The following is a 25,888-nucleotide window of genomic DNA, read 5'->3' on the forward strand; positions in this document are numbered from 1 at the left end:
AACCCGCCGGCCGGTCGATTTTTTGCCGGCTCGCGCCGGCGCTCGGGTTACTCGGCGGCGGCGTGCTGGGCGTGCAGGCGGCTGGCGCCGGCCATCAGCTTGTTGAGCGCGGCGAGGTAGGCCTTGGCCGAGGCGACCAGGGTGTCCGGGTCGGCGCCGCGGGCGGTGACGATGCGGTCGTCCTGGCGCAGGCGCACCGAGACCTCGGCCTGGGCGTCGGTGCCCTCGGTGACGGCGTGGACGTCGTAGAGCTCCAGGGCGGCCTCGTGCGGCACCAGGGCGTGGATCGCCTTGAACACCGCGTCGACCGGCCCGTTGCCGTCGGTCTCCTCGGTGACGACCTGGCCCTCGATGTCGAGCTTCATCGTCGCCCGCTGCGGGCCGCGGGTACCGGCCATCACCGTCAGCGAGACGAGCTTGATGCGGTCGTGCGCGGTCGCCAGGTTCTCGTCGACCAGGGCCTCGATGTCCTCGTCGTAGACGTGCTTCTTGCGGTCGGCCAGCGCCTTGAACCGCTCGAAGGCGTCCTGGAACTGGTTGTCGGACAGCTGGTAGCCCATGTCGTCGAGCTTCGAGCGGAAGGCGGCGCGGCCCGAATGCTTGCCCATCACCAGCGAGGTCTTGTGCACGCCGACCGATTCCGGCGTCATGATCTCGTAGGTGGTCTGGTTCTTCAGCATCCCGTCCTGGTGGATGCCGCTCTCGTGGGCGAAGGCGTTCCGGCCGACGATCGCCTTGTTGTACTGCACCGGGAAGTGGGTGGCGCCAGCCACCAGCTTCGAGGCGCGCACCAGCTGGGTGGTGTCGATGCCGGTGGCATAGGGCAGCACGTCGGCGCGGGTCTTGATCGCCATCACGATCTCCTCCAGCGCGGCGTTGCCGGCCCGCTCGCCGATGCCGTTGATGGTGCACTCGATCTGGCGCGCGCCGCCCTCGATGCCGGCCAGCGAGTTCGCCACCGCCAGGCCGAGATCGTTGTGGCAGTGGACGGAAAACACCGCCTTGTCGGAATTAGGCACCCGCTCGCGCACGGCCCGGAACATCGCCCGGTACTCCTCGGGCGTGGCGTAGCCCACGGTGTCGGGCAGGTTGATGGTGGTGGCACCGACCCGGATCGCCGCCTCGACGCAGCGGCACAGGTAGTCGATCGGCGTGCGGGTGGCATCCATCGCCGACCACTCGACGTCCTCGACGAGGTCGCGGGCCTGGGCCACGGTCTTCAGGATGATCTCCAGGACCTCGTCCTCGGTCTTGCGCATCTGGTGGGCCAGATGGATCGGCGAGGTCGAGACGAAGGTGTGGATGCGGCCGCGACGGGCGAACTTCACCGCCTCGCCGGCCCGGGCGATGTCGGCGGGAATCGCACGGGCGAGGCCGGCGATCACCGCGGACTTCGCGCGGCGGGCGATCTCGGCCACCGCCTCGAAGTCGCCGTTCGAGGCGATCGGGAAGCCGGCCTCGATGATGTCGACGCCCATCGCGTCGAGCATCTCGGCCACCGCCAGCTTCTCCTCCAGCGTCATGGTGGCGCCGGGGCATTGCTCGCCGTCGCGCAGGGTGGTGTCGAAGATCAGGACGCGCTCGGAAGCGGCGGGGGTGCGGGCGGTCGTGTCGGTCATGTGCGGAAAATCCTGGTTCGCCCGGGATCGCAAAGGTCGCGCGGGCGCAGCTGGTCTGCAGGTCTCTCAGATCCCCCAAGGGCCCAGGCGCGCGCCCGGACGGCCCTCAGGGGCTGGTAAGGAGAAGGCCGGCGAGGAGGAGCGCGCGCGACCGCGCCGCCGCGAAGGCGGTCGTCGGGGGCGTCAGCAGGGAGCCGGCATGAGCCACGGCTCGCGTCTCCTAAAGGGTGCGGGACCCGGTGCGAGACTCGTCGTTTACCGGTCCGCGGGCGCGATGACAAGCCGCGGCGCGATCGGCCCGGCGGCCCGGCGGCGGCCTTCCCGACGCGTGAAGCCCCCGCCCTGCCGGTTCGTCACACGGCGAGCGCCCGCATCGTCCCCCGGGCGGGACGATGCGGGCGCTCGATCAAGGAAACCCCGGCCTCTCCTTGGGAAAGAACGTGGATCTCGCGAGAGAATTTTGATCCGATCCGCCCCTCGTCCCGAGGCGCGAGTCCACCTTTGACGGACCGACCTCGAACGATCCCTCCAGTCGACGCGAAGATCCATGGATCCTTCCTCCGAGATGTCGGTCGACTTGCACTCGACTGACATCTCGGGATGAGGCCGTGGATGGGATGGGCCGCGTCGATCCCGTCGAGCAGGCGGTCAGGCCGCCCGGACGGTGGCGAGGAACTGCGCGACCTCGGCCGCGAGGTGCTCGGACTGGCGCGTCAGGGCGGAGGCCGCCGTGAGCACCTGGCCCGCCGCCGCCCCGGTCTCCTCGGCGGCGCCCGCCACGCCCGCGATGGTGCCGGTGACCTCGCCGGTGCCGGCCGCCGCCTGGGAGACGTTGCGGACGATCTCCTGGGTCGCGGCCCCCTGCTCCTCGACCGCCGCGGCGATCGAGGTCGCCACGGTCGAGATCTCCTCGATCCGCGCGGTGATGCCGCCGATCGCGCCGGCGGCGAGACCCGTCGAGGCCTGGATCGCGGCGATCTGCGAGGTGATCTCCTGCGTCGCCCGGGCGGTCTGGCCAGCGAGTTCCTTCACCTCCGCGGCGACCACCGCGAAACCGCGGCCGGCCGCACCGGCGCGGGCGGCCTCGATGGTGGCGTTGAGCGCCAGGAGGTTGGTCTGGCTGGCGATCGAGGCGATCAGCCCGACCACGTCGCCGATCCGGGCGGTCGCCTCGGTCAGGGTCCGGACCTGGTCGGCGGTCTGTCCGGCTTCCGCCACCGCGGCACGGGCGAGCCGGGCCGAGCCGTCGACCTGGCGGCCGATCTCCTGGACCGAGGCGCCGAGCTCCTCGGCCGCCGCCGCCACCGTGCCGACGTTGGAGGAGGCCTGCTCGGCCGCCGCCGCGACGGTGGTCGATTGCGCGGCGGTCTCCCGCGCCGTCGCGGTCATCACCTCGGCGGTTGCCTGCAGCTCGTTCGCGGAGGTCGAGACCCGGCCGACGATGCCGCCGACCGCCGCCTCGAAGGCATCCGCCATCTGGCGCATCCCGACCCGGCGCTGCTCCTCGGCGGAAGCGCGGGCGAGCGCGGTCTCCTCCTCCAGGGCGCGAGCCCGCTGCATGCTCTCCTTGAACACCTGCACGGCGCCCGCCATCGCGCCGATCTCGTCGCGCCGGCCGATGCCGGGGACCGGTACCGCGAGGTCGTGGCGCGCCAGCCGCTCCATGGCGGCGGTCATGCGGGCGATCGGCCGGGCGACGCCGAGCAGGGAAAAGACGATCGCCCCGATGGCGGCGGCGAGGGCCAGCGCGGTCATCACCCCGGCGACCAGGATGCCGCCGCCGGCGCTGGCGCTGCTGCGCTCGGCGCTGGCGAGCGCCGCTTCGGCGTTCATCGCCACGATGGACTTCAGGGCGCCGGTCGCCTGGGCGTTGGTGGCGGTCATCTCCGGCCCGGTCAGGGTCGCGAGCGCCGAGGCCTGGTCTCCGGCCGCCATCGCGCCGGTCACCGACTTCTGGCCCTCGAGATACTCGCTCCACTTCGTGACGAAGCGGTCGAACGCCGCCCGTTCCTCGGGGCCGGAGATCAGCGGCGCGTAGCGCGCCTGGAGGTCGACCAGCGCCTGGCGGCCCTTGATCAGGGCCTGCTCGTTGCGGTCGTAGGCGGCATCGTCGGTCGAGGTCACGACGAAGCGGTACAGGTTGAGCCGGTAGCTCTGGGTCTCGGCGTAGATCTGGCTGATCAGGTTCGAGGCCGGCAGCCGGGTCTGGGCAATCGCCACGATATCGTCCCGCAGCGTCATCAGGCGCAAGATGCCGTTGCCGCCCTGCGCTACGCCGAAAAGCATCAACGTCAGAATCGTCCCGATCAGGACCTGCTTGATCGACAACTTCATCACGAAACCGCCCGGCATCGATGGTCGCGCCTCACGAACCGAGGCGCCGACATGCATAGGTCCGGACTTGTTATAGCTTGATGAATCACACTGTTGTTGGCGCACAAAGCGTCACGGCGTCGAAAAGATCGGCAGCGCCGCCGGTGCGGGCGGCACGCCGTCGCCGCTGCGGCCTATTCCGCCGCCGTCTGCCCGGCCTGGTGCGGCCGCGGCCGGGCCTTGCGGCGCAAGGCGATCTCCTGCTCGCGCGCCTTCGGCAATTCGCGGTGGGCCTGGTCGCGGCCGGGCCGATAGGGCTTCGGCCAGGATTGGGTGCGGGCGTCGTACCAGGCCGAGGCCTGGCGGCAGAAATTCGGGTTCCACAGGTGCGGCCGGCCGAGCGCGACGATGTCGGCCCGGCGGGTGTGCAGGATGGTGTTGACCTGGCCCGCCTCCGTGATTGCGCCGACCGCCATGACGGCCATCGGGGCGCGGTTGCCGGCGCGGTTGCGGATCGCGTCGGCGAACTGGACCTGGAACATCCGGCCGTAGACCGGGCGCTGGTCGGCGACGGTCTGCCCGGCCGAGACGTCGACGAGGTCGCAGCCCGCCTCGTGCAGGGCCTCGGCCACCGCCACCGTGTCGGCCTCGGTCATGCCGCCCTCGGCCCAGTCGGTGGCGGAGATGCGCACCGACATCGGGCGCTCCGCCGGCCAGGCCGCCCGCATCGCGGAGAAGACCTCGAGCGGGAAGCGCAGGCGGTTCTCGATCGAGCCGCCGTAATCGTCGGCGCGGGTGTTCGTCAGCGGCGAGAGGAACGAGGCCATCAGGTAGCCGTGGGCGCAGTGCAGCTCCAGCATGTCGAAGCCCGCCCGCGCCGCCCGCCCGGTCGCCTCCACGAACTCGTCCCGCACCCGGTCCATCCCGGCCCGGTCGAGGGCGTGCGGCACCTGGCTCACGCCGTCGAGGTACGGGACGGGGGAGGCCGAGACGACCGGCCAGTTGCCCTCCAGCAGCGGGTGGTCCATCCGCTCCCAGCCGACCTGCGTCGAGCCCTTGCGACCAGCGTGCCCCAGCTGCATCACGATCTTCGTGTCGGTATGGGCGTGGACGAAATCGACGATGCGGGCCCATTGCGCCTCGTGCGCGTCGGTCCACAGCCCCGGGCAGCCGGGGGTGATGCGGGCCTCGGCCGACGGGCAGGTCATCTCGGTGAACAGCAGGCCGGGCCCGCCGAGCGCGTGCGAAGTGTAGTGCACGAAGTGCCAGTCGGTGAGGTTGCCGTCCCGATCCGCCGAGTACTGCGCCATCGGCGCCATCGCGACGCGGTTCGGGATCCGCATCTCGCGCAAGTGCAGGGGCGTGAACATCGGCGTCGGCCGGCTCTCCTTGTAATCCTCGCCGGTCTCGGCCTGGAGACGGGCGTAGAACGCGTCGTCGACGGCGGCCACGTAGGCGGGATCGCGCACCACCAGGTTGTCGTAGGTGACGGATTTCGCCCGGCACATCACCACCATGGAAAACTGCGCGGGGTCCATGTCCCAGGAGCGGTTCATGTGCTCGAACCAGGCGAGCGACACGTCGGCATTGTGCTGCACCACCTGGCAGGGGGTGCGGCGCGCCCGGTCGTAGGCCGCGAACGCCGCCTGGACGTCGTCCTCCGCCTTCTCGACCAGCGCGTCCGAGAGCGCGATGGCGCATTCCATCGCGAGCTTGGTGCCCGAGCCGATCGAGAAATGCGCCGAGGCCTTGGCGTCGCCCAGCAGCACGATGTTGCCGTACGACCAGTTGTGACAGAAGATCCGCGGGAAGCGGCGCCAGGTCGAGCGGTTGAGGAGCAGGCCGTGGCCCTGCAGTTCCTCGGCGTACATCACCTCGAGGACCCGGCGCGCGCCCTCCTCGTCGGCCTCGGTGAAGCCGTGGCCCTGCCAGCAGGCCTCGTCCATCTCGAACACCCAGGTCGAGCGGCCCGGCTCGTACTGGTAGGTATGGGCGCAGACGATGCCGTGCGGCGTCTCGCGGAAGAAGTAGTTGAACTCGTCCATCGGCCGGGTCGAGCCCATCCAGCAGAAGCGGTTGGACTTGATCTCCACTTCCGGCCGGAACGCATCGCGAAAATGCTCGCGGATGCGCGAGTTGATGCCGTCGCAGGCGACGATGACGTCGGAATCGGGGAAGCGCTCCTTGAGCCGGTCGGGCGGGACGCTCTCTCCGAAATGCAGCGCCACCCCCTCCTCGCGGCAGCGCTCCTGCAGGATCTGGAGCAGGCGCATCCGGCTCACCCCGGCAAAGCCGTTGCCGCCGCAGCGCATCACCGTGCCCTGCTTGTGGATCGCCACGTCGTCCCAGTACGAGAAGGCGTCGCGGATGCGGGAGAACGAGCGGGGATCGCGCGACAGGAACTCGTGCAGGGTCTCGTCGGAGAAGACCACGCCGAAGCCGAACGTGTCGTCGGCCCGGTTCTGCTCGTAGACCTCGACCTGCCAGCCGGGCCGGCGCTTCTTGGTCAGGAGCGCGCAATAGAGCCCGCCGGGTCCGCCGCCGATCACCGTGACGCGCATGAAGGGCTCCTTCGTGGGGCGGCGGGTCCGCCGGCAGAGAAACTTTATACTTGAAATATCGCGGCGCAAGGGGGCCTCGCGAAGGCGCACCGACCGGCCCGCCGTCGGCCCGGCGGCCGATCGTGAGCGGCCGTCCGAATGCTGCGATGCGGCGAGCAAAACGTCTTGTTTTTCAGCATAGTGCTCGTTGCACTGCACACCAATGCGGCATGGCGGAAAAATCATCGAGGGCGGTTGCCAGACGATATTTCATGCGTAAAGTATTCCGGGCGGGACAGGCCGGGATCCAACGAAAGAGCGTCGCCTTCGCGCCCCGTGCCGACTCGACTTCGGCCGCTTCGCACCGGACAAGTGCCGACGATGCTCTCGACAGACAAGGGACACACGGGATGACGCCGATCCGGAACGCCAGCCGCCTCGCGGCCGCTCTCTTGGGCGCCACGCTGCTGGCAGGCCCCGCCGCCGCGCAGGGCCAGGGGGAAGGATCTGGGAAGGTCCGGGTCGGGCTGATGTTCACCCTCTCGGGTCCCTCGGCGGTGCTCGGCGAGCAGGGCCGCGACGGGTTCCTGCTGGCGCTGGACACCCTGGGCAAGAAGCTCGGCGGCTTGGACACCGAGGTGGTGACGGTCGACGACGAGCTGAAGCCCGATGTCGCGACCAACAAGGCGCGGGAACTGGTGAAGCGCGACCGGGTCGACTTCGTGGTCGGACCGACCTTCTCCAACGTGCTGCGCGCGGTGGTGCGCCCGGTGACCGACGGCGGCGCCTTCCTGATCTCGCCCAACGCCGGCACCTCGAACTATGCCGGGACGGAGTGCAACCCGAACCTGTTCGTTTCCTCCTACCAGAACGACCAGGTCCACGAGGTGCTGGGCAAGTACGCCAAGAACAAGGGCTACAAGCGCCTGGTCCTGCTCGCGCCGAACTACCAGGCCGGCAAGGACTCGCTCGCCGGCTTCAAGCACTCCTACAAGGGCGAGGTGGTGAACGAGATGTTCACCCCGCTCGGCCAGCTCGACTTCTCGGGCGAGCTCGCCCAGATATCGGCCGCCCAGCCCGACGCGGTGTTCGCCTTCATGCCCGGCGGCATGGGCGTCAACCTGGTGCGCCAGTACCGCCAGGCGGGGTTGAGCACGATCCCGTTCCTCTCCGCCTTCACGGTCGACGAGAGCACCCTGCCGGCCCAGAAGGACGCGGCGGTCGGGTATTACGGCGGCGCCAACTGGGCGCCGGACCTCGACAATCCGCAATCCAAGGCCTTCGTCGCCGCCTACGAGAAGAAGTACGGCAGCGTGCCCGGCACCTACGCCATGCAGGCCTACGACGCCGCCCTGATGATCGACGCCGCGGTCAAGCGCGCCAAGGGCGACCTCAAGGACAAGGATGCGATCCGCGCCGGCCTCAAGGCCGCCGAATTCCAGTCCCTGCGCGGCAACTTCAAGATCGGCAACAATCACTACCCGATCCAGGACTTCTACCTCGTCAAGGCCGCCAAGCGCCCGGACGGAAAGTACGAGACCCAGATCGCCGAGAAGATTTTTTCGAACTATCAGGACAACTACGCCGCCGAGTGCAAGATGAAGTAAATAATTTTCCCTGGAGATTTCGTCTCGCTACGTCATCCCGGGGCTCGCCGCAGGCGAGAACCCGGGATCCATAACCGCCGAGGATGCCGGATGAAGCGGAACCGTTCCACCTCTGCCTGCCGCGTCAGCGGTTATGGATCCCGGGTTCCGCTTCGCGGCCCCGGGATGACGTGGAGGGTCTTGGAGACCGCAGGGCAGACCTCTCACCCGCAAGTCGCGTCATGCTCAACCTGTTCCTGATCCAGGCGCTGAACGGCGTCCAGCTCGGCATCCTGCTCTTCCTGGTCGCGGCGGGGCTGACGCTGATCTTCGGGGTGATGGACCTCATCAACCTCGCCCACGGCGCACTCTACATGATCGGCGCCTATCTGGCCGCGACGTTCACCGCCGCCACCGGCAGCTTCGGCCTCGGGCTCCTGCTGGCTTTGCCGGCGACGCTCCTCTTCGGCCTCGCCCTCGAAGTCCTGGTGGTGCGCCACCTCTACGGGCGCGACCACCTCGACCAGGTGCTCGCCACCTTCGGGCTGATCCTGATCCTCAACGAGGGCGTGCGGATCGTCTGGGGCGCAGCCCCCATGAGCGTGCCGGTGCCGGACGCCTTGTCGGGCTCGGTCCGCCTCGTCGGCACCCTGCATTACCCGCTCTACCGGGTCGCGATCATCGCCGCCGGCCTCGCCACGGCTCTGGGCCTGCACCTCCTCGTCAACCACACCCGGCTCGGCATGCGGTTGCGGGCAGGCGCCAGCAACGGCCCGATGGTGGCGGCGCTCGGCATCGACATCCGCCGGCTCTTTCTGGTGGTGTTCGGCCTCGGTGCGATGCTGGCGGGCTTCGCCGGCGCGATGGTGGCGCCGATCCTCTCCGTCGATCCCGGCATGGGCGATTCGGTGCTGATCCTGACCTTCGTGGTCATCGTCATCGGCGGCGTCGGCTCGGTGCGGGGCGCCTTCGTCGCCGGTCTCCTCGTCGGCCTCGCCGACCAGCTCGGGCGCACCTTCGGGCCGATCCTGCTGCGCAGCGTGATGGATGCCTCTGCCGCCTCGCAGACCGGACGGACGCTCGCCCCGATGCTGATCTACATTCTGATGGCGGCGATCCTGTTCTTCCGGCCCTCCGGCCTGTTTCCGGCGCGGGGGGCGCGATGAGCACCCTCGTCGCCCGCATGGCCGCCGCGCCGCCCCGGCGCCGGGCCGTCTTCCCCGGCGCGGCGTTGGCCGGGCTGGTCCTCGCCGCGCTCGCCGCCCTGCCGGTCGCGGCCGAGGCCGCCGGCCTCCCCTTCCTGGTCGTCACCGCGACCCGGATGATGATCTTCGGGCTCGCCGCCCTCTCCCTCGATCTCGTGCTCGGCTACGGCGCGATGGTGTCGTTCGGCCACGCCGCCTTCATCGGGCTCGGGGCCTACGCGGTCGGCATCCTCGACGCCCACGGCATCCGCGACCTCGCGGTGCAGGCGCCGGTGGCGGCCGGAGCTTGCGCGCTCTTCGCCCTCGTCACCGGGGCGATCAGCTTACGCACTCGCGGCGTCTACTTCATCATGATCACGCTGGCCTTCGGGCAGATGGCGTATTTCTTCATGGTGTCGCTCGCGGCCTACGGCGGCGACGACGGGTTGCCGCTGTCGGGCCGCTCGACCCTGTTCGGGATGCGGCTGATCGAGGGCGACCCGGCCCTGTTCTACTGCGTGCTGGCGGTGCTCACGGCGGCGTTGCTGGTGCTCCGCCGCGTCGTCGCCTCGCGCTTCGGCCGGGTGCTCCGCGGCAGCCGCGACAACGCGGTGCGGATGCAGGCGATCGGCTTCTCGCCCCTGCCCTACCGGCTCACCGCCTACGTGATCGCCGGCGCCATCGCGGGGCTGGCCGGGGTGCTGCTCGCCAACCAGGCCGAGTTCGTCTCGCCGGCCTACATGAGCTGGCAGCGCTCGGGCGAGCTGATCGTCATGGTGGTGCTCGGCGGCATGGGCACGCTGGTCGGGCCGGTCGTCGGCGCCGCCGCGCTGATCGCCCTCGAAGAGGTGCTGGCGCATTATTCCGACCATTGGCGCCTCGGCCTCGGGCTGATGCTGGTCGCCGTGGTGCTCCTCTCCCGCGGCGGCCTCGCGGGGCTGGCGGCGAAGATCGGGAGGCGCGCGTGACTCCGCTCCTCTCCGTTCGCAACCTCCGCAAGTCCTACGGCGCCCTGAAGGTCACCGACGACGTCAGCCTCGACGTGGCTTCAGGCGAACTGCACGCGATCATCGGCCCGAACGGCGCCGGCAAGACCACGCTGATCCATCAGCTGTCGGGCAGCCTGCCGAGCGATTCCGGCACGGTCCATCTCGCCGGCGAGGACGTGACGGACCTGCCGATGGTGGCGCGGGTGCGCCGGGGGCTGGCCCGCTCGTTCCAGATCACCTCGATCCTCGACGGGTTCTCGGTGCTGGAGAACGTGGCGCTGGCGGTCCAGGCCCGATCCGGTTCGAGCTTCCGCTTCTTCCGCCCCGCCGCGAGCGAGACGGCGCTCAACGCCGAGGCGATGGATGCGCTGGGCCGCGTCGGCCTCGCCGACCGCGCCGCGCGCCGGGCCGGCAGCCTGTCGCATGGCGAGAAGCGCCAGCTCGAACTGGCGGTGGCGCTCGCGACGAAGGCCCGCCTGCTCCTCCTCGACGAGCCGCTGGCCGGCACCGGCCCGGAGGAATCGGCGATCCTGGTCGGGCTGATGCGCGAATTGAAATCCACCCACACCCTCGTGCTGATCGAGCACGACATGGACGCGGTGTTCGCGCTCGCCGACCGGATGAGCGTGCTGGTCTACGGCCGCGTCATCGCGAGCGGCGCGCCGTCCGTGGTCCGCTCCGATCCGGCGGTGCGCGCCGCCTATCTCGGCGAGGAGGAGGCGGCCTGATGCTCACGGTCGAGGGCCTGGAGAGCGCCTACGGCGATTCCCGCATCCTGTTCGGGATCGACCTCTCGGTCGCCAAGGGCGAGGTGGTGACGCTGCTCGGCCGCAACGGCATGGGCAAGACCACCACCGTGAAGTCGATCTTCGGCCTCCTGAAGCCCCGGGCCGGCCGGATCCTGATCGACGGCGAGGACATGGCCGGGCGCCCGTCCCACCTCGTCGCGCGGCGCGGCCTCGGGCTGGTGCCGGAAGGCCGCCAGGTCTTCCCGACCCTCTCGGTCGAGGAGAACCTGGTCGCCACCCATCGCGGCGGGCGCGGCGCCAAGTGGAGCCTCGAGGCGGTCTACCGCCTGTTCCCTCGCCTGAAGGAGCGGCGGCGCAACGGCGGCGACCAGCTCTCGGGCGGCGAGCAGCAGATGCTGGCGATCGGCCGGGCCCTGATGACCAATCCCCGCCTCGTCGTCCTCGACGAGGCGACCGAGGGGCTGGCCCCGCTGATCCGCGAGGAGATCTGGGCCTGCCTGCGGGCGATCAAGGACGAGGGCGAGGCGATCCTGGTGATCGACAAGAACGTCGATGCGCTGGCCCGCTTCGCCGACCGGCACGTGGTGATCGAGAAGGGCCGCGTGGTCTGGACCGGCACCAGCACGGCGCTCCGCGAGGCGCCGGAGGTGAAGGACCGGTTCCTTCATGTGTGAAACATCCGTCGAAGGAGTAGGCCCATGACCCCCATGACCGCAGGCATCACCCGCGCCGGGGAGGGCATCGAGGGCGTCCGCTGGAACATCCTCGGGCAGATCTACGTGCCCAAGCAGCATTCCGAGAGTTCGCTGTCCTGGCACGCCACCTTCCCGCCGGGCACCTTCGTGCCGCCGCACATCCACCCGACGCAGGACGAGTTCCTGTACATCCTGCAAGGCCGGCTCACCGCCGTGCTCGACGGGCAGGAGAGCGTGGCCGAGCCCGGCGACACGATCCGGCTGCCGCGGGGCCAGCCGCACGGGCTGTTCAACCGCTCGGACGCCGACGTGAAGTGCGTGTTCTGGGTCTCGCCGGCGCGCCGCCTCTACGACCTGTTCTGGGCCCTGCACAATCTCGGGCCGCAGGCGAACCCTGCCGACGTGGTGGCGATCTCGGCCAAGCACGAGGTCGATTTCCTGCCGCCCCCGGACGCGGAGTGAGCCGATGCGCGTCCTCATCGTCGGCGCCGGGATCGGGGGCCTTGCCACCGCCCTGATGCTCCACCGGCGCGGCATCCGCGCCACGATCGTCGAGCAGGCCTCCGAGGTGCGGGAAGTCGGCGTCGGCATCAACACCCTGCCACACGCGATCCGGGAACTGGCCGAGCTCGACCTGCTGCCGGCCCTCGACCGGGTGGCGATCCGCACGAGGGAACTCGCCTACTTCAACCGCCAGGGCCAGGAGGTCTGGCGCGAGCCGCGGGGGCTGGAGGCCGGCCATCCGGTGCCGCAATTCTCGATCCATCGCGGGCGCTTGCAGGCAGTCCTGTACGATGCGGTGCGCGAGCGGCTCGGCCCAGACGCGGTCCGGACCGGGCTGGCGCTCTCCGGCTTCATGCAGGACGAAGGCGGGGTCACGGCCCACTTCACCGACGCGCTCCGGGGCGATGCCGGCCGGACCATCCGGGCCGACGTGCTGATTGCCTGCGACGGTATCCACTCGGTGGTGCGTAAAAAATTCTTCCCCGACGAGGGCCCGCCGCGCTGGGACGGGGTGCTGATGTGGCGCGGCGCCACCGAGTGGGCGCCCTGGGGCGACGGCCGCACCATGGCGATCGGCGGCGGCATGGGGGCGAAATGCGTCCTCTACCCGATCGCCGAGGCCGAGGGCGGCCGCCAGCTGATGAACTGGGTGGTGTTCGTGAAGATGGCGGACGGCACGATCTCGCCGCCCCCGAAGGAGAGCTGGTCGCGCCCCGCCCATCGCTCGCAGGTGCTGCCCTACGCCCGCCGCTTCGCCCTGCCGGGTTTCGACCTCGCGGCGCTGGTCGAGGCGACGCCGCAGATCTTCGAATACCCGATGTGCGACCGCGATCCGCTGCCGCGCTGGACCCACGGCCGGGTGACGCTGCTGGGGGATGCCGCCCACCCGATGTACCCGGTCGGGTCGAATGGTGCCTCGCAGGCGATCCTCGACGCGCGGGCGCTCGGCGACGCGCTGGCGGGCGCCGAGCATCCGATGCAGGCGCTCCACAGGTATGAGGCCGAGCGCCGGCCGAAGACCGCCGAGATCGTGATGCTCAACCGCAAGGGCGGGCCGGAGCGGGTGATCGACGAGGTCGAGAAGCGGGCCCCGGCAGGGTTTTCCCGCATCGAGGAGGTGCTCAGCCACGCCGAGCGCCAGGCGATTGTCGGGGGCTATGCCGGCAAGGCCGGGTTCGCGGTGGCGGGGAACGTGAGCCCGCTGCGGGTGGCGGTGTAGCGCCTTCCCCTCCCCCTTGTGGGGAGGGGCTAGGGGTGGGGGTGGTGCAGGATAGAGCGCGAGACTTCTCCGGCACCACCCCCACGCGGGATCTTCGATCCCCATGACCCCTCCCCACAAGGGGGAGGGGAAGCGACCAACTCACGAACGACCCGCGCCCAAATCCTTTAAGGTTGAAATATCCATGACCCACACCTCTCCCCGCCACATCCTGGTCACCGGTGCCACCCGCGGCATCGGGCGGGCGATCGCGGCCGGGTTCGTGGCGGCGGGGGAGCGGGTAACCGTGCTCGGCCGCACACAGGAGAGCGCCGAGCGGGCAAAGGCCGAACTCGGTGCCGCCCACGCCGTCGCGGCCGACGTCACCGATACGACCGCCCTGGAGCGCGCCCTGGCGCACGCCGCCGAGCGGGCCGGCCCGGTCGCGGTGCTGGTCAACAATGCCGGCGGGGCCGAGACCGCGCCGCTCGCCCGCAGCGACGTCGACACCCTGCGGCGGATGATGGCGCTCAACCTCGAGCCGGTGCTGGTCGCCGCCCGTGCCGTCGTGCCCGGCATGAAAGCGCAAGGCGGGGGGCGGATCGTCTCGGTCGCCTCCACGGCCGGGCTGAAGGGCTACGCCTATGTCGGCGCGTACTGCGCCGCCAAGCACGCGGTGGTGGGTCTCACCCGGGCGCTGGCGCTCGAACTCGCCACCACCGGCATCACCGTCAACGCGGTCTGCCCCGGCTTCACCGACACCGACCTCGTCGGCAGTGCCATCGACGGGCTGGAGGCGAAGACCGGCCGCGGCCGCGGCGACCTCCTCACCGAGTTCACCCGCCACAACCCGATGGGCCGGCTGGTCCGCCCGGAGGAGGTGGCCGACGCCGTGCTGTGGCTCGCCGGGCGGAATGCCGGCGCCGTCACCGGCCAGGCCGTCGCGGTGGCGGGAGGCGAGCTGTGAACGCCCCCACCGAGATCTCCGCCGAGCCCCCGGCCCACCGCAGCGAGGTGCGGCTGTGGCTGCGCCTGCTCACCACCGCCAACACCATCGAGGCGGAGATCCGCCGCCGCCTGCGCGACCGCTTCGACACCACGCTCCCCCGCTTCGACTTGCTGGCGCAGCTCGAACGTGCGCCGGACGGCATCCAGCTCGGAGAATTGTCGCGCCGGATGATGGTGTCGAACGGCAACGTCACCGGCCTCGTCGAGCGGCTGGCGCAGGAGGAGCTGATCGACCGGCAGGTCTCGGAGACCGACCGCCGGGCGGTGCAGGTGCGCCTGACCGCCCGGGGCCGCGCCGTCTTCACCGAGATGGCCCGCGCCCATGCCGACTGGATCGCCGAGCTCGTCGGCGCCCTCGACCCCGCCGAGCAGGACGCCCTGTCCACCCAGCTCTCCGCCCTCAAGGCCTCGGTCCGGCCGGGCGGCACCAAATCAAAACCAAAACGTCAGGGAGGCACCATGAGGCGCCAGAACGCCATCGCGGCCCCGCTCGCCGGGTTCACGCCGCAGCATTTCGGCTTCGCGATCGAAGGCGGCATCGCGACCGTGACCTTGAACCGGCCGGAGAAGAAGAACCCGCTCACCTTCGAGAGCTACGCGGAACTGCGCGACACCTTCCGGGCCCTGCGCTTCGAGGAGAGCGTGACGGCCGTGGTGATCACGGGGGCCGGCGGCAACTTCTCCAGCGGCGGCGACGTGTTCGAGATCATCGAGCCGCTGACCGCCATGGGCGCCGCCGACCTCCACGCCTTCACCACGATGACCGGCGACCTCGTCAAGGAGATGCGGGCCTGCCCGCAGCCGATCGTGGCGGCGGTCGAGGGCGTCTGCGCGGGCGCGGGCGCCATCGTCGCCATGGCCTCCGACCTGCGGGTGGCGGCCATCGGCGCCAAGGTGGCGTTCCTGTTCAACAAGGTGGGGCTGGCCGGCTGCGACATGGGGGCCTGCGCGATCCTGCCCCGGATCATCGGCCAGGGCCGGGCCTCCGAGCTTCTCTATACCGGCCGCTTCATGAGCGCCGAGGAGGGCGAGCGCTGGGGCTTCTTCAACCGCCTGGTCCCGGCGGGCGAGGCCATGAACACGGCCCGCGAGACCGCCCGCGCGCTCACGCAGGGCCCGGCCTACGCCAACGGCCTGACCAAGCGGATGCTGCACATGGAATGGGCGATGGGGGTTGATGCCGCCATCGACGCCGAGGCGATGGCCCAGGCGCTCTGCATGAAGACCCAGGATTTCCGCCGCGCCTTCGAGGCCTTCGCGGGCAAGACCAAGCCGGTCTTCGAGGGGAATTGAGCGATGACGCTTCACATCGGCATCAATCCCACCTGCGACCTCATCCTGAGGTGCGACCGCAGGGAGCCTCGAAGGAGGGCTCCAGACATCGCCGTGGTTCCTGGAGCCCTCCTTCGAGGTCAGTCGATCATCGATCGACTGACACCTCAGGATGAGGTCGTGGGTAGGATGAACCAAGTGGGAAGGCCCTGACCATGCCCGACCGGACCTTCCTCGACTGGCCGTTCTTCGAGCCGCGCCACCGCGACCTCGCCGCGCAGGCCGACGACTGGGCCGCCCGCACGGTGCCGGCCCTCGTCGACCACCACGACGTCGACGGCTCGTGCCGGCGGCTCGTCGCGGCGCTCGGCGAGGCGGGGTTCCTGCGCTTCGCCGCCCCCGAGGACGGGGTGTTCGACGTGCGGGCGCTCTGCCTCCTGCGCGAGACCTTCGCCCGCCACGACGGCCTCGCCGATTTCGCCTTCGCCATGCAGGGCCTCGGCACCGGGGCGCTGACGCTGTCCGGCACGCCGGCCCAGCGCGAGGCGGTGCTGCCCGGTGTGCGGGCGGGCCGCCGCATCGCCGCCTTCGCGCTCACCGAGCCCGAGGCCGGCTCCGACGTCGCCCAGATCGCGCTCGCGGTGCAGCCGGCCGGCGACGGGATGGTCCGGCTCGACGGCGAGAAGACCTGGATCTCGAATGGCGGCATCGCCGACACGTACGTCGTCTTCGCCCGCAGCGGCGAGGCGCCGGGGGCGCGGGGCCTCTCGGCCTATCTCGTGCCGGCGGACACGCCCGGCCTAAGAATCGCGGAGCGGCTCGACACCATCGCGCCCCATCCCCTCGCACGGCTGCATTTCGAGAATTGCCGCGTGCCGGCGCAGAACCGCATCGGCGAGGCGGGCGCCGGCTTCAAGGTCGCGATGGCGACGCTCGACGTGTTTCGCTCCACCGTCGGCGCCGCCGCGCTCGGCTTCGCCCGCCGCGCCCTCGATGCGTCGCTCGCCCGCGCGCAGAACCGCACGCTGTTCGGGGCGCCGCTCGCCGCGATGCAGCTGACCCAGACCAGCCTCGCCGAGATGGCGACGGCGATCGATACGGCGGCGCTCCACGTCTACCGCGCCGCCTGGACCCGGGATTCGGGGGCGCCCCGCATCACCCGCGAGGCCGCGATGGCCAAGATGGTGGCGACCGAGGCCGCGCAAGAGGTGATCGACCGGGCGGTGCAGCTCCACGGCGGCGAGGGCGTCCGCTCGGGCTCGGTGCCGGAGACGCTCTACCGCGAGATCCGGGCGCTGCGGATCTACGAGGGCGCCACCGAGGTCCAGAAGCTCGTCATCGCCCGCCAGATTCTCGCCTGAGAGGAGGTTCGTCCGATGGAGGCTGCCGTGCCGGAAACTCGTCCCATCGCGTATCCCGAAGCCGTCGCCGGGGACGCTCCCCGCCCGGGCGGCAGCCCGTGGGCCCGGCGGCCGGACCCCTTCGTGCGGGACAACCTGCCCCCGCCGGACCGGATGCCGGACTTCGTCAACCTCGACCGGCTCGGCTATCCCGAGCACCTGAACGCCACGGTCGAACTGGTGGACCGGCACGTCGCAGAGGGGCGCGGCGAGCGGGTGGCCCTCGTCGGGCCGGACGTGACCTGGACCTATGCCGAGCTGGCGCGCCGGATCGACCGGATGGCGAACGTGCTGGTCGACCGGCTCGGCCTCGTCCCGGGCGGGCGGGTGCTGCTGCGCTCGGCCAACAACCCGACCAAGGTCGCGCTCTACCTCGCGATCATCAAGGCGGGCGGAATCGTGGTCGCGACCATGCCGCTCCTGCGGGCGCGGGAACTGACCCAGATCCTCGACAAGGCCCGGATCCCGCTCGCGCTCTGCGATGCCGGCCTGATCGACGAGATGGCGAAGGCCGCGGACGGGCGCGCCGAACCGGTGCGGGTCGTCACCTGGCGCGGCACCGCCGGGGGCGAACTCGGCGACCTCCTCCGCGACGCCTCCGACCGGTTCGAGCCGCCCCTCACCCGGGCCGACGATCCGTGCCTGCTCGGCTTCACCTCCGGCACCACCGGCCTGCCGAAGGCGACGATCCACTACCACCGCGACCTCCTGGTGATCTGCGACGCCTATGGCCGCGAGGTGCTGCGGGCGACGGAAGACGACGTATTCATCGGCTCGCCGCCGCTCGCCTTCACCTTCGGCCTCGGCGGACTGGTGCTGTTCCCGTTCCGGGTCGGCGCCCGGGCGGTGCTGCTCGAGAGGGCGGGCCCGGCCGACCTCGCGGCGGCGATCGCGCGCTACCGCGCGACGGTGCTGTTCACCGCGCCCACCGCCTACCGGGCGATGCTCGGCCTGATCGGCCAGCACGACCTGTCGAGCTTGCGCAAGTGCGTCTCGGCCGGCGAGACCCTGCCGGCGCCGACCTGGCACGCCTGGGCGAAGGCGACCGGCCTCAAGCTGATGGACGGCATCGGCGCGACCGAGATGCTGCACATCTTCATCGCCTCGCCCGAGGACGAGATCCGCCCCGGCGCGACCGGCCGGCCGGTGCCGGGCTACGAGGCCAGGGTGATCGATCTCGACGGCAGGCCGTGCCCGCCCGGGGTGCCGGGGCGGCTCGCGGTGCGCGGGCCGATCGGCTGCCGCTACCTCGCCGACGAGCGCCAGATCGTCTACGTGCAGGACGGCTGGAACGTCACCGGCGACACCTACCTGCAGGACGCCGACGGCTATTTCTGGTTCCAGGCCCGCAACGACGACATGATCGTCTCGGCCGGCTACAACATCGCCGGCCCCGAGGTGGAGGCGAGCCTGCTCGCCCATCCGGCGGTGGCGGAGGTCGGCGTGGTCGCCGCACCCTGCCCCGAGCGCGGCCGCATCGTCGCCGCCTACGTGGTGCTCAACCCCGGCTTCGACGGGACCGAGGCCCTGACCAAGGCGCTGCAGGAGCACGTGAAGACCGACCTCGCGCCCTACAAGTACCCGCGGGCGGTGCACTACGTGCCCGCCCTGCCCAAGACCGAATCCGGCAAGCTGCAACGCTTCGCCCTGCGCCGGCAGGCCGAGGCGGAGGCGGCGACCGTCCAGGGAGAGACCGCATGACCGCCAGCCCGATCCCGCTCCGCCCCGCGACGGAGGCGCCCGCGCTCACCACCCTGCAGCCGCCGGGCTGGAAGAAGCCGAAGGGCTACGCCAACGGCATGGCCGGCCGCGGTACCGTGGTGATGACCGGGGGCCTGATCGGCTGGGACGAGAACGAGGTGCTGGCCGAGGGCTTCCTCCCCCAGGTCGAGCAGATCCTGCGCAACATCCTCGCCGTCCTGGCCGAGGCCGGGGGCGGGCCGGAGCACGTCGCGCGGCTCACCTGGTACGTGCGCAGCGTCGACACCTATCGCGCCTGCCTGCCCGAGCTCGGGCCGGTCTACCGCCGGGTGATGGGCCGCCACTTCCCCGCCATGGCGCTCGTCGGCGTCGCCGACCTCGTCGAGCCGGGCGCGCTCGTCGAGATCGAGGCCACCGCGATCGTGCCGGACGCCGCGTGATGCGACCCGTCTCCTGGACGACCGGCGGGACGCTCGGCGACATCGACCGCGCCTACGACAATCTCGGCGCCATCCTGGACGCCAAGACCTATCCGCCGCGCTGGATCGCGGCGGCTGCGGCGTTCCGGGAAGGCCTCGTCGCGCAAGGGCGCGCTCGCCTGGGCCTGCCCTACGGGGCGGGCCCGCGCCACGCCTACGACCTCTTCCTGCCCGAGGGCACACCCGCCGGCCTCGCGGTGTTCGTCCATGGCGGCTACTGGAAGGCGTTCGACCGCTCGGTCTGGTCGCACCTCGCCGCCGGGCCGCTCGCCCACGGCTACGCCGTCGCGGTGCCGAGCTACACGCTCTGCCCCGAGGCCCGCATCGCCGACATCACCGCCGAGATCGCCGCCTTCCTCGACCGGGCGAGCGCCGAGGTGGCGGGGCCGATCCGCCTCGCCGGCCATTCCGCGGGCGGGCACCTCGTCAGCCGGATGCTCTGCACCGACATCACCCTCGCCTGCGCCGGCCGGATCGACCGGGTGGTGTCGATCAGCGGCGTCCACGACCTGCGCCCGCTCCTCGGCACGGCCATGAACGCGACCCTGCGCCTTGATCCCGGGGAGGCCCGAGCCGAGAGCCCGGCCCTGCGCGAGCCCCGTCCCGGCGCGCACCTGATCGCGGTGGCGGGGGGCGACGAGCTGCCCGAATTCCTGCGCCAGAACCTGCTGCTGCCGACGATCTGGCACGGGCTCGGGGCGCGGGCCGAGGCGTTCGAGATCCCGGGGCGTCACCACCTCGGCGTCGTCGAGGACCTGGCCGATTCGGCCAGCGCGCTGACGCGGGCGCTGGCGGGCGGCTGAGGCCGCCCGCTTCCTTCAGATCCGCACCGTCCGGTTGCGGGCGGCGAGCAGGCCGAAGCTTCCGGCCGAGAGGCACACGGCGGCATAGAGCGCCGCCGGCAGGCCCCAGCCGCCGCTCCAGTCATGCGCGATCCCGACCAGGAACGGGCCGAGCGCCGCCCCGCAATAGCCGACGCCCTGCGCCATGGCGGAGAGCTCGGCGGCGGCCCGGGGGTCGCCGGCCCGCAGCACGATCAGCGTGAGGGCGAGCCCAAAGCAGCCGCCGAGGCCGAGGCCGAGCAGCAGCGCGAAGCCCCAGGCGAAGGCGAGCGGACCTACGAGCAGGCCGACGAAGCCGACGAGCGGCAGGCTGACGACGAGCACCACCCAGGGCCGCTGGTCGGGCCGGCGCGCCGCCAGCGTCGGCACCACGAGGGCGAGCACGCCCTGCGCCAGCGCCGAGACCGAGGCGACGAGGCCGGCCGCCACGATGTCGAGGCCCCGGTCGACCAGGGCCGCGGGCAGCCAGCCGAACACGATGTAGGCGAGCGAGGATTGCAGGCCCATGAAGGCGGTGACCTGCCAGGCCAGGGGATCGCGCCACAGCGCCCCGCTCGGCCGCGCCGCGCCCCCGTCGGGTCTGTCGCGGCCCCGCGCGAAGGGCAGCCAGGCCGCCGCGGCGACGAGGGCGGGGGCGGCCCAGAGCATCAGGGCCCCCTCCCAGCCGAGGCCGAGGGCATGGCGCGCCGGCACGGTGAAGCCCGCCCCCGCGGCGGCGCCGAGGCAGAGGAGCGCGGTGTAGAGCCCGGTCATCAGGCCGGCCCGGTCGGGAAAGTCGCGCTTGACGATGCCCGGCAGAATGACGCCGACGATCCCGATCGCCGCCGCGGCGATCACCGAACCGAGGAAGAGAGACGGCAGGCCGCCGAGGCCGCGCACGCCGAGGCCGAGCGCCAGGACGAGGAGCGCCGCCAGCACGCCGGCATCCGGCCCGACGCGCCGCACCAGCACGGGCGCGAGGCGGCCGAACACCCCCAGGCACAGGACCGGCACGGTGACGAGGGCCCCGGCGAGCGCACCCGAGAGGCCGGTCTCGGCGCGGATGCCCGGCAGGAGCGGGCCGACGCTCGACAGGGCGGGCCGCAGGTTGAAGGCCACCAGCATCAGCCCGAGGCCGATCAGGACCGGGTGGAGCCCAGCCCTCCCCGGCCGCGCGGCAGCGATGTCCGGCTCCCGTTCGATGGTCCGCACCGGCCGTCCTCCCCTCGCGCGTGGCGCGCGTTGAGAGGGGTCATACCGTCCCGGAGCAGGGCTGAGGACCGGCAAGTTTGCAACCCCGCACCGATGCGGGGGACCGCGGGCGGGGACGCACCGGCGCGAGCCCGCTTCCGATCACTCCGCCTTGGCGGGCGCTCGCTTGGCGGCGGGCTTGCGGCGGGGCCTTGCCGCCGGTACGGCGGCCTCCGGCTCGCGCACCGGCTCGCTTGCCGGCTCCTTCTCCAGGCCCTGCACCGCCTCGGGCGCCTTGGCCTCGCGGGTGATCATCTCCACCATGCTCTGGGGCAGGCGGACGAAGTGGCCGGTGCCGTGGCCGGACCGGTCGAGGATCTCGGCGAAGACCGGCTTGTGCGGCTCGTGCCCGGCCTCGCCCAGCGCGCAGGGGCGGCGCGGCAGGGCGCTCAGCTTCGCGGCGAGTTCCTTCGGCACCAGTGCGTTCACGCCTCACCCTCCCGACGGCCGGACAGAGCGGAGGTGTAGGACCCGCAGGGTTAACGATCGGCTGCCGCCGGTGCGGCGGCGGCGTGCGCCTCCGGGACGCCCGGCGAGGTGGCGGGAGGCTGCGCGCCGGTAAAGGCGGCGTAGGAGCGGCGCAGCAGGGCACCGTCGAGGTCGTGCCCGATCAGCACCAGGCGGGTGCGGGCCCCGCCCTCGGGCCATTCGGCCAGGTGCCGGGGCGGATGGACGAGGTGCTGCACGCCCTGGATCACCACCGGCGTCGCGACGCCCTCGACCGCCACCAGCCCCTTGAGCCGCAGGATCCGGGCGCCGTGACGGTTGAGCAGCATGCCGAGCCAGAGGCCGAACCGGGTCCAGTCCACCGGCCCGCTCTCGATCGTCACCGCCCCGGCTGCGCCGTGGGGTTGCGATGGGATCTCGGCGCAGAGCCAGCGCCGGGCGCTCGCGGTTCCGGTCGGGTCGTCGGTGAGGAGGGCCGCTTCCGGCGCGTCGTCGAGGGTGAGGTCAGTGACCGGCGCGAGGGGGTTGAGGGCGGCGAGCCGCGCCCGCAGGGCGGCGGCGACCGCGGGCGGGGCGAGGTCTGTCTTCGACAGGATCAGGCGGTCGGCGCAGGCCGCCTGCCGCACCGCCTCCTCGTGCATGTCGAGGGTGCGGGCGCCGTTCACCGCGTCCACCACCGTGACGATGGCAGCCGTCGTGAAGGCGTGGCGCAGGACCGGATCGGCCACCAGGGTGGCGACGGCCGGGCCCGGATCGGCGAGGCCCGTCGTCTCGACCACCACCCGGCGGAAATCCGGCACCAGGCCGCGCCGGCGCCGGTCGTGCAGGTCGATCAGCGCCGCCTTCAGGTCGCCGCGGATGCTGCAGCAGACGCAGCCGCCGCGCAGGAGCGCCACCTCGCCCGCGAGCGGCTCGACCAGCAGGTGGTCGAGGCCGACCTCGCCGAACTCGTTGATCAGGACCGCGGTGTCGCGTAGCGCCGGCCAGCGCAGGAGGCGGGCGAGCAGGGCCGTCTTGCCGGCGCCGAGGAAGCCGGTGAGCAGGGTGATGGGCGTCGCCGGAGGACGGGTCACCGCGCCTCCAGGGCGACGATGATCGCGAGATCGAGGGGATCGCAGGGACGACCGGCGAGGCGCTCGGCGGCCGGCCACAGGGTGCCGAGATGGTCGACCAGCGCGGTCCGCCCGGTGCGGCCCGACAGGGTGTAGCGATCGGCCCAGGCCGCGAGGCGCAAGCCGTAGAGGCCGAGCACCCGGTTGGCGGCCTCCGCCCGGGCCCGCCGCCCGGCCTGGGCCGGGCCCGGGCGGGCCACCCCGTCGCTCCAGTGGTCGGGCGCCCCGAAGGCGCCGCACAGGCCGCACATCGAATCAGGATTCCGGCCGCGCCGTGCCCTCGAACGGGAAGCGCTTCGCGAAGTCCTCGGCGATGGTCTCCATCGTCACGAACCGCACGCCGTCATGGGCCTTGAAGTGCTGGAACAGGCGCTCGTGCATCTGCAGCACGTGCGGCTTGCCCGAGACGTCCGGGTGGATGGTGATCGGGAAGACGGCATAGTTGTAGTTGGCATAGACCCAGTCGAACTGGTCGCGCCACATCTGCTCGATGTCGCGCGGGTTGACGAAGCCGTGGCTGTTGGGCGCCGCCTTGACGAACATCATCGGCGGCAGGTCGTCGAGGGTCCAGGAGGCCGGGATCTCGATCAGCCTGGTCTCGGTGCCGTGCTCGAACGGGCGCATCCAGGTCGAGGGATGCTGCGAGTAATCGATCTTGGTCCAGCTCTCGTCCACCCGCACGTAGTAGGGATGGTGGTCGTTGTGCATCAGCGAGTGGTCGTAGCGGATGCCCTTCTTCTGCAGGAGCTCGTTGGTCTTGGGGCCGAACTCCCACCAGGGAGCGACGTAGCCGCGGGGCGGCTTGCCGGCGAGATCGCTGATCAGCCCGACGCACTTGTCGAAGATCGCCTCCTCCTGCTCGGGGGTCATCGCGATCGGGTTCTCGTGGCTGTAGCCGTGCATCCCGATCTCGTGGCCCGCCGCCGCCACGGCCTTCATCTCCTCTGGAAAGGTCTCGATCGAGTGGCCGGGGATGAACCAGGTCGTCTGGATGCCCCAGCGCGCGAACATCCGCAGCAGCCGCGGCGACCCGACCCTGCCGGCAAAGACCCCGCGGGAGATGTCGCAGGGGCTGTCCTCGCCGCCATACGATCCGAGCCAGCCCGCCACCGCGTCGACGTCGACGCCGTAGGACACGAAGATCTCTTTCGCCATGCGCGTCATCCCGCCTGCCCGGCGGGCATCTGACAACCGGCGGCGCGGCGGGGTCAAGCCGTAACAGGCCCGGCACCGGACCATAAAAAGGGCGCGGCCCCTCCCCCGGTCCGGGGGAGACGCCGCGCCCTGATCTCAGACCGAAGAGACGTGCGGGTCCTCAGTCGATATCCGCGACCGCCTCGGCGCCGCCGTAGACCCGGTGGGCGAGCGAGGCCTCGATCAGGTCGTCGATGTCGCCGTCGAGGACGTCGTCGGGGCTGGTCGACTGGGCGCCGGTGCGCAGGTCCTTCACCAGCTGGTAGGGCTGGAGCACGTAGGAGCGGATCTGGTGGCCCCAGCCGATATCGGTCTTCGAGGCCGCCTCGGCGTTGGCCTTCTCCTCGCGCTTCTTCAGCTCGAGCTCGTAGAGGCGGGCGCGCAGCATGTTCCAGGCGGTGGCCCGGTTCTTGTGCTGCGAGCGCTCCTGCTGGCACGCCACCACGATCCCGGTCGGGTTGTGGGTGATGCGCACCGCCGAGTCGGTGGTGTTGACGTGCTGTCCGCCCGCGCCCGACGACCGGTAGGTGTCGATCCGGCAGTCCGATTCCTTGATCTCGATCGTGATCCGGTCGTCGATGACCGGATAGACCCAGACGCTGGCGAAGCTGGTGTGCCGCCGGGCGTTGGAATCGTAGGGCGAGATCCGCACCAGGCGGTGGACGCCCGATTCGGTCTTCAGCCAGCCATAGGCGTTGTGGCCCTTGATCAGGAGCGTGGCGCCCTTGATCCCGGCCTCCTCGCCGTCGGACCACTCGACGATCTCGACCTTGTACTTCCGGCGCTCGGCCCAGCGGGAATACATGCGCTGGAGCATGTTGGCCCAGTCCTGGCTCTCGGTGCCGCCGGCGCCGGCATGGACCTCGACATAGGTGTCGTTGCCGTCGGCCTCGCCGGAGAGAAGGGTCTCGATCTGGCGGCGGGCCGCCTCGACCTGCACGGCGCGGATCTGCTCCTCGCCCTCGCGGATGGTGGCGGCGTCCGCCTCCATCTCGCCGAGCTCGATCAGCGTGGCGCCGTCCTCCAGCCCCTGCTCGAGGCGGCGGATCGCGGTCGCGGCGTCGTCGAGCTGCGTGCGCTCGCGCATCACCTTCTGGGCCTCCTCCGGATCGTTCCAGAGCGAGGGGTCCTCCGAGCGGGCGTTCAGCTCCGCGAGGCGCTTGTCAACGGTATCCCAGTCAAAGATGCCTCCTCAGCAGTCCGATCGACTGCTTGGCGGCATCCGAGAGTTGCTCGATCTCGGCGCGCATCTGGTGTGGGTTCACTCGCGTGAGGTGGGGTGCTGGGTGATAGCGCCGGGGGGCGCGGGTGTAAACGGCGGGGCAGCGCCTCGGTCAGCCGAGTTCGCGCCCGACGGGAGGACCGTCGAGCGTGCCGGCGATATCCGGGCAGATCTCGGGCAGGTGCTCGGCACCGACGAGAAGCTCGGCGATCGGGATGCGGCGCGGCTTGTCTGGAGCCGGGTCGGCGAGATCGACGGTGAGACGCAAGCCGAGAGCTTTCAGCACCGAGAGCTCAGTCGCGAGAGGCAGATCGTCGAGGTCGAGGTCGCAGTGCGGCAAGCTGGCCGCTTCGACGGTTCGGGTCTGGTGTGCGGCACGAACCGCCACGCGGAGAGCCGACGCAACGTGGGATGCGGCTCCGGCCTCGAAGGCATCGGACAGGAACACCGCGATGGCCTCGTTCGAACTCAGCGAGGCGGCGGGATCGAAGTCCGAGATCTGTTCGGTCATCAGCGAGCCTCGCAGAGGGATGCTGGACGGTCCGAGGAAAACCCGCGCCTCTTCTTTCCCGGACAGGGCTCGTCGCGACATGCCGAAGCGCTC

At 71.3% G+C, this 25,888-nt stretch carries 23 protein-coding genes and 1 pseudogene; 14 read left to right on the forward strand and 10 right to left on the reverse strand.

All coding sequences use genetic code 11. The annotated features are described in order from the left end of the window. Positions 1 to 47: 47 nt before the first annotated feature. The 3 genes from HPY23_RS11800 to HPY23_RS11810 form a co-directional block, all read right to left on the reverse strand. Positions 48 to 1,619 (reverse strand): 2-isopropylmalate synthase, encoded by a 1,572-nt coding sequence (locus HPY23_RS11800; RefSeq protein WP_091888898.1) that lies wholly within the window; start codon positions 1,617 to 1,619, stop codon positions 48 to 50. A 648-nt stretch (positions 1,620 to 2,267) separates the two neighbouring features. Continuing rightward, positions 2,268 to 3,953 carry a methyl-accepting chemotaxis protein gene (locus HPY23_RS11805; protein WP_091888968.1) on the reverse strand — a complete coding sequence of 562 codons (1,686 nt, stop codon included), beginning with the start codon at positions 3,951 to 3,953 and terminating at the stop codon, positions 2,268 to 2,270. Positions 3,954 to 4,126: 173 nt separating this feature from the next. Continuing rightward, positions 4,127 to 6,493, reverse strand: coding sequence for an oxidoreductase (locus HPY23_RS11810; RefSeq protein WP_091888900.1), 2,367 nt, complete (start codon positions 6,491 to 6,493; stop codon positions 4,127 to 4,129). Between the two features lie 389 nt (positions 6,494 to 6,882). Here HPY23_RS11810 and HPY23_RS11815 point away from each other — a divergent pair, with 389 nt between their 5' ends. From HPY23_RS11815 to HPY23_RS11880, 14 genes and pseudogenes are all read left to right on the forward strand, one after another. Then, on the forward strand, positions 6,883 to 8,079 hold the full coding sequence (locus tag HPY23_RS11815; protein WP_091888902.1) for an ABC transporter substrate-binding protein: 1,197 nt from the start codon (positions 6,883 to 6,885) through the stop codon (positions 8,077 to 8,079). Positions 8,080 to 8,300: 221 nt separating this feature from the next. Continuing rightward, positions 8,301 to 9,224: a branched-chain amino acid ABC transporter permease gene (locus HPY23_RS11820; RefSeq protein ID WP_091888904.1), complete on the forward strand. Its 924-nt coding sequence runs from the start codon at positions 8,301 to 8,303 to the stop codon at positions 9,222 to 9,224. A gap of 17 nt (positions 9,225 to 9,241) precedes the next feature. Beyond that, complete coding sequence (locus tag HPY23_RS11825; protein WP_236012936.1) at positions 9,242 to 10,210, forward strand: branched-chain amino acid ABC transporter permease; 969 nt, start codon at positions 9,242 to 9,244, stop codon at positions 10,208 to 10,210. Next, complete coding sequence (locus HPY23_RS11830; RefSeq protein WP_091888908.1) at positions 10,207 to 10,959, forward strand: ABC transporter ATP-binding protein; 753 nt, start codon at positions 10,207 to 10,209, stop codon at positions 10,957 to 10,959. The genes HPY23_RS11825 and HPY23_RS11830 overlap by 4 nt, the downstream gene beginning before the upstream one ends. Then, entirely contained in the window at positions 10,959 to 11,654 is a 696-nt protein-coding gene (locus HPY23_RS11835; RefSeq protein ID WP_091888910.1) for an ABC transporter ATP-binding protein, read from the forward strand. Before HPY23_RS11830 ends, HPY23_RS11835 begins: the two co-directional genes overlap by 1 nt. Before the next feature lie 24 nt (positions 11,655 to 11,678). Continuing rightward, positions 11,679 to 12,137: a cupin domain-containing protein gene (locus HPY23_RS11840; RefSeq protein ID WP_091888912.1), complete on the forward strand. Its 459-nt coding sequence runs from the start codon at positions 11,679 to 11,681 to the stop codon at positions 12,135 to 12,137. 4 nt (positions 12,138 to 12,141) lie between these two features. Further along, on the forward strand, positions 12,142 to 13,398 hold the full coding sequence (locus tag HPY23_RS11845) for a flavin-dependent oxidoreductase (RefSeq protein ID WP_060847361.1): 1,257 nt from the start codon (positions 12,142 to 12,144) through the stop codon (positions 13,396 to 13,398). Between the two features lie 184 nt (positions 13,399 to 13,582). Continuing rightward, on the forward strand, positions 13,583 to 14,344 hold the full coding sequence (locus tag HPY23_RS11850; RefSeq protein WP_060847360.1) for an SDR family NAD(P)-dependent oxidoreductase: 762 nt from the start codon (positions 13,583 to 13,585) through the stop codon (positions 14,342 to 14,344). A 47-nt stretch (positions 14,345 to 14,391) separates the two neighbouring features. Continuing rightward, positions 14,392 to 14,640: pseudogene (locus tag HPY23_RS11855) on the forward strand (MarR family winged helix-turn-helix transcriptional regulator); the annotation flags it as partial. Positions 14,641 to 14,844: 204 nt separating this feature from the next. After that, complete coding sequence (locus HPY23_RS11860; RefSeq protein WP_175540027.1) at positions 14,845 to 15,678, forward strand: enoyl-CoA hydratase family protein; 834 nt, start codon at positions 14,845 to 14,847, stop codon at positions 15,676 to 15,678. Positions 15,679 to 15,872: 194 nt separating this feature from the next. After that, positions 15,873 to 17,018 carry an acyl-CoA dehydrogenase family protein gene (locus tag HPY23_RS11865; protein ID WP_091888916.1) on the forward strand — a complete coding sequence of 382 codons (1,146 nt, stop codon included), beginning with the start codon at positions 15,873 to 15,875 and terminating at the stop codon, positions 17,016 to 17,018. A gap of 153 nt (positions 17,019 to 17,171) precedes the next feature. Then, positions 17,172 to 18,758: an AMP-binding protein gene (locus HPY23_RS11870; RefSeq protein WP_236012938.1), complete on the forward strand. Its 1,587-nt coding sequence runs from the start codon at positions 17,172 to 17,174 to the stop codon at positions 18,756 to 18,758. Further along, a complete protein-coding gene (locus tag HPY23_RS11875) occupies positions 18,755 to 19,198 on the forward strand; it encodes a RidA family protein (protein ID WP_091888920.1) in 444 nt (147 codons plus the stop codon). The genes HPY23_RS11870 and HPY23_RS11875 overlap by 4 nt, the downstream gene beginning before the upstream one ends. Further along, positions 19,198 to 20,040, forward strand: coding sequence for an alpha/beta hydrolase (locus HPY23_RS11880; protein WP_091888922.1), 843 nt, complete (start codon positions 19,198 to 19,200; stop codon positions 20,038 to 20,040). Before HPY23_RS11875 ends, HPY23_RS11880 begins: the two co-directional genes overlap by 1 nt. A gap of 15 nt (positions 20,041 to 20,055) precedes the next feature. Here the strand turns inward: HPY23_RS11880 and HPY23_RS11885 are convergent, their stop codons facing one another. The 7 genes from HPY23_RS11885 to HPY23_RS11915 all read right to left on the reverse strand — a co-directional run bounded on the left by HPY23_RS11885 (position 20,056) and on the right by HPY23_RS11915 (position 25,795). Then, entirely contained in the window at positions 20,056 to 21,270 is a 1,215-nt protein-coding gene (locus tag HPY23_RS11885) for an MFS transporter (protein ID WP_244537642.1), read from the reverse strand. 141 nt (positions 21,271 to 21,411) lie between these two features. Continuing rightward, complete coding sequence (locus HPY23_RS11890; RefSeq protein WP_091888924.1) at positions 21,412 to 21,738, reverse strand: hypothetical protein; 327 nt, start codon at positions 21,736 to 21,738, stop codon at positions 21,412 to 21,414. Positions 21,739 to 21,788: 50 nt separating this feature from the next. Continuing rightward, positions 21,789 to 22,829: a CobW family GTP-binding protein gene (locus HPY23_RS11895; protein ID WP_091888926.1), complete on the reverse strand. Its 1,041-nt coding sequence runs from the start codon at positions 22,827 to 22,829 to the stop codon at positions 21,789 to 21,791. Then, positions 22,826 to 23,119, reverse strand: a complete 294-nt coding sequence (locus tag HPY23_RS11900; RefSeq protein WP_091888928.1) for a hypothetical protein — start codon at positions 23,117 to 23,119, stop codon at positions 22,826 to 22,828. The genes HPY23_RS11895 and HPY23_RS11900 overlap by 4 nt, the downstream gene beginning before the upstream one ends. Before the next feature lie 4 nt (positions 23,120 to 23,123). Next, on the reverse strand, positions 23,124 to 24,023 hold the full coding sequence (locus HPY23_RS11905) for a polysaccharide deacetylase family protein (RefSeq protein ID WP_091888930.1): 900 nt from the start codon (positions 24,021 to 24,023) through the stop codon (positions 23,124 to 23,126). 160 nt (positions 24,024 to 24,183) lie between these two features. Next, a protein-coding gene (prfB, locus tag HPY23_RS11910; RefSeq protein WP_099053402.1) for a peptide chain release factor 2 occupies positions 24,184 to 25,312 on the reverse strand; the annotation gives its coding sequence in 2 pieces (ribosomal slippage) (positions 24,184 to 25,242 and positions 25,244 to 25,312; 1,128 coding nt in all). Between the two features lie 84 nt (positions 25,313 to 25,396). Next, positions 25,397 to 25,795 carry a helix-turn-helix domain-containing protein gene (locus tag HPY23_RS11915; protein ID WP_091888932.1) on the reverse strand — a complete coding sequence of 133 codons (399 nt, stop codon included), beginning with the start codon at positions 25,793 to 25,795 and terminating at the stop codon, positions 25,397 to 25,399. Positions 25,796 to 25,888: the final 93 nt, after the last annotated feature.

Source organism: Methylobacterium ajmalii (assembly GCF_016613415.1).
Lineage (GTDB): Bacteria > Pseudomonadota > Alphaproteobacteria > Rhizobiales > Beijerinckiaceae > Methylobacterium > Methylobacterium ajmalii.

Excerpts from the sequence above, each read along its gene's own strand:
- HPY23_RS11800 (WP_091888898.1), bottom strand. The coding sequence starts at position 1,619 with ATGACCGACACGACCGCCCGCACCCCCGCCGCTTCCGAGCGCGTCCTG.
- HPY23_RS11805 (WP_091888968.1), bottom strand. The coding sequence starts at position 3,953 with ATGAAGTTGTCGATCAAGCAGGTCCTGATCGGGACGATTCTGACGTTG.
- HPY23_RS11870 (WP_236012938.1), top strand. The coding sequence starts at position 17,172 with ATGCCGGACTTCGTCAACCTCGACCGGCTCGGCTATCCCGAGCACCTG.
- HPY23_RS11880 (WP_091888922.1), top strand. The coding sequence starts at position 19,198 with ATGCGACCCGTCTCCTGGACGACCGGCGGGACGCTCGGCGACATCGAC.
- HPY23_RS11845 (WP_060847361.1), top strand. The coding sequence starts at position 12,142 with ATGCGCGTCCTCATCGTCGGCGCCGGGATCGGGGGCCTTGCCACCGCC.
- HPY23_RS11810 (WP_091888900.1), bottom strand. The coding sequence starts at position 6,493 with ATGCGCGTCACGGTGATCGGCGGCGGACCCGGCGGGCTCTATTGCGCG.
- HPY23_RS11820 (WP_091888904.1), top strand. The coding sequence starts at position 8,301 with ATGCTCAACCTGTTCCTGATCCAGGCGCTGAACGGCGTCCAGCTCGGC.
- HPY23_RS11825 (WP_236012936.1), top strand. The coding sequence starts at position 9,242 with ATGGCCGCCGCGCCGCCCCGGCGCCGGGCCGTCTTCCCCGGCGCGGCG.
- HPY23_RS11915 (WP_091888932.1), bottom strand. The coding sequence starts at position 25,795 with ATGACCGAACAGATCTCGGACTTCGATCCCGCCGCCTCGCTGAGTTCG.
- HPY23_RS11815 (WP_091888902.1), top strand. The coding sequence starts at position 6,883 with ATGACGCCGATCCGGAACGCCAGCCGCCTCGCGGCCGCTCTCTTGGGC.
- HPY23_RS11875 (WP_091888920.1), top strand. The coding sequence starts at position 18,755 with ATGACCGCCAGCCCGATCCCGCTCCGCCCCGCGACGGAGGCGCCCGCG.
- HPY23_RS11840 (WP_091888912.1), top strand. The coding sequence starts at position 11,679 with ATGACCCCCATGACCGCAGGCATCACCCGCGCCGGGGAGGGCATCGAG.
- HPY23_RS11900 (WP_091888928.1), bottom strand. The coding sequence starts at position 23,119 with ATGTGCGGCCTGTGCGGCGCCTTCGGGGCGCCCGACCACTGGAGCGAC.
- HPY23_RS11860 (WP_175540027.1), top strand. The coding sequence starts at position 14,845 with ATGAGGCGCCAGAACGCCATCGCGGCCCCGCTCGCCGGGTTCACGCCG.
- HPY23_RS11850 (WP_060847360.1), top strand. The coding sequence starts at position 13,583 with ATGACCCACACCTCTCCCCGCCACATCCTGGTCACCGGTGCCACCCGC.
- HPY23_RS11835 (WP_091888910.1), top strand. The coding sequence starts at position 10,959 with ATGCTCACGGTCGAGGGCCTGGAGAGCGCCTACGGCGATTCCCGCATC.
- HPY23_RS11865 (WP_091888916.1), top strand. The coding sequence starts at position 15,873 with ATGCCCGACCGGACCTTCCTCGACTGGCCGTTCTTCGAGCCGCGCCAC.
- HPY23_RS11905 (WP_091888930.1), bottom strand. The coding sequence starts at position 24,023 with ATGGCGAAAGAGATCTTCGTGTCCTACGGCGTCGACGTCGACGCGGTG.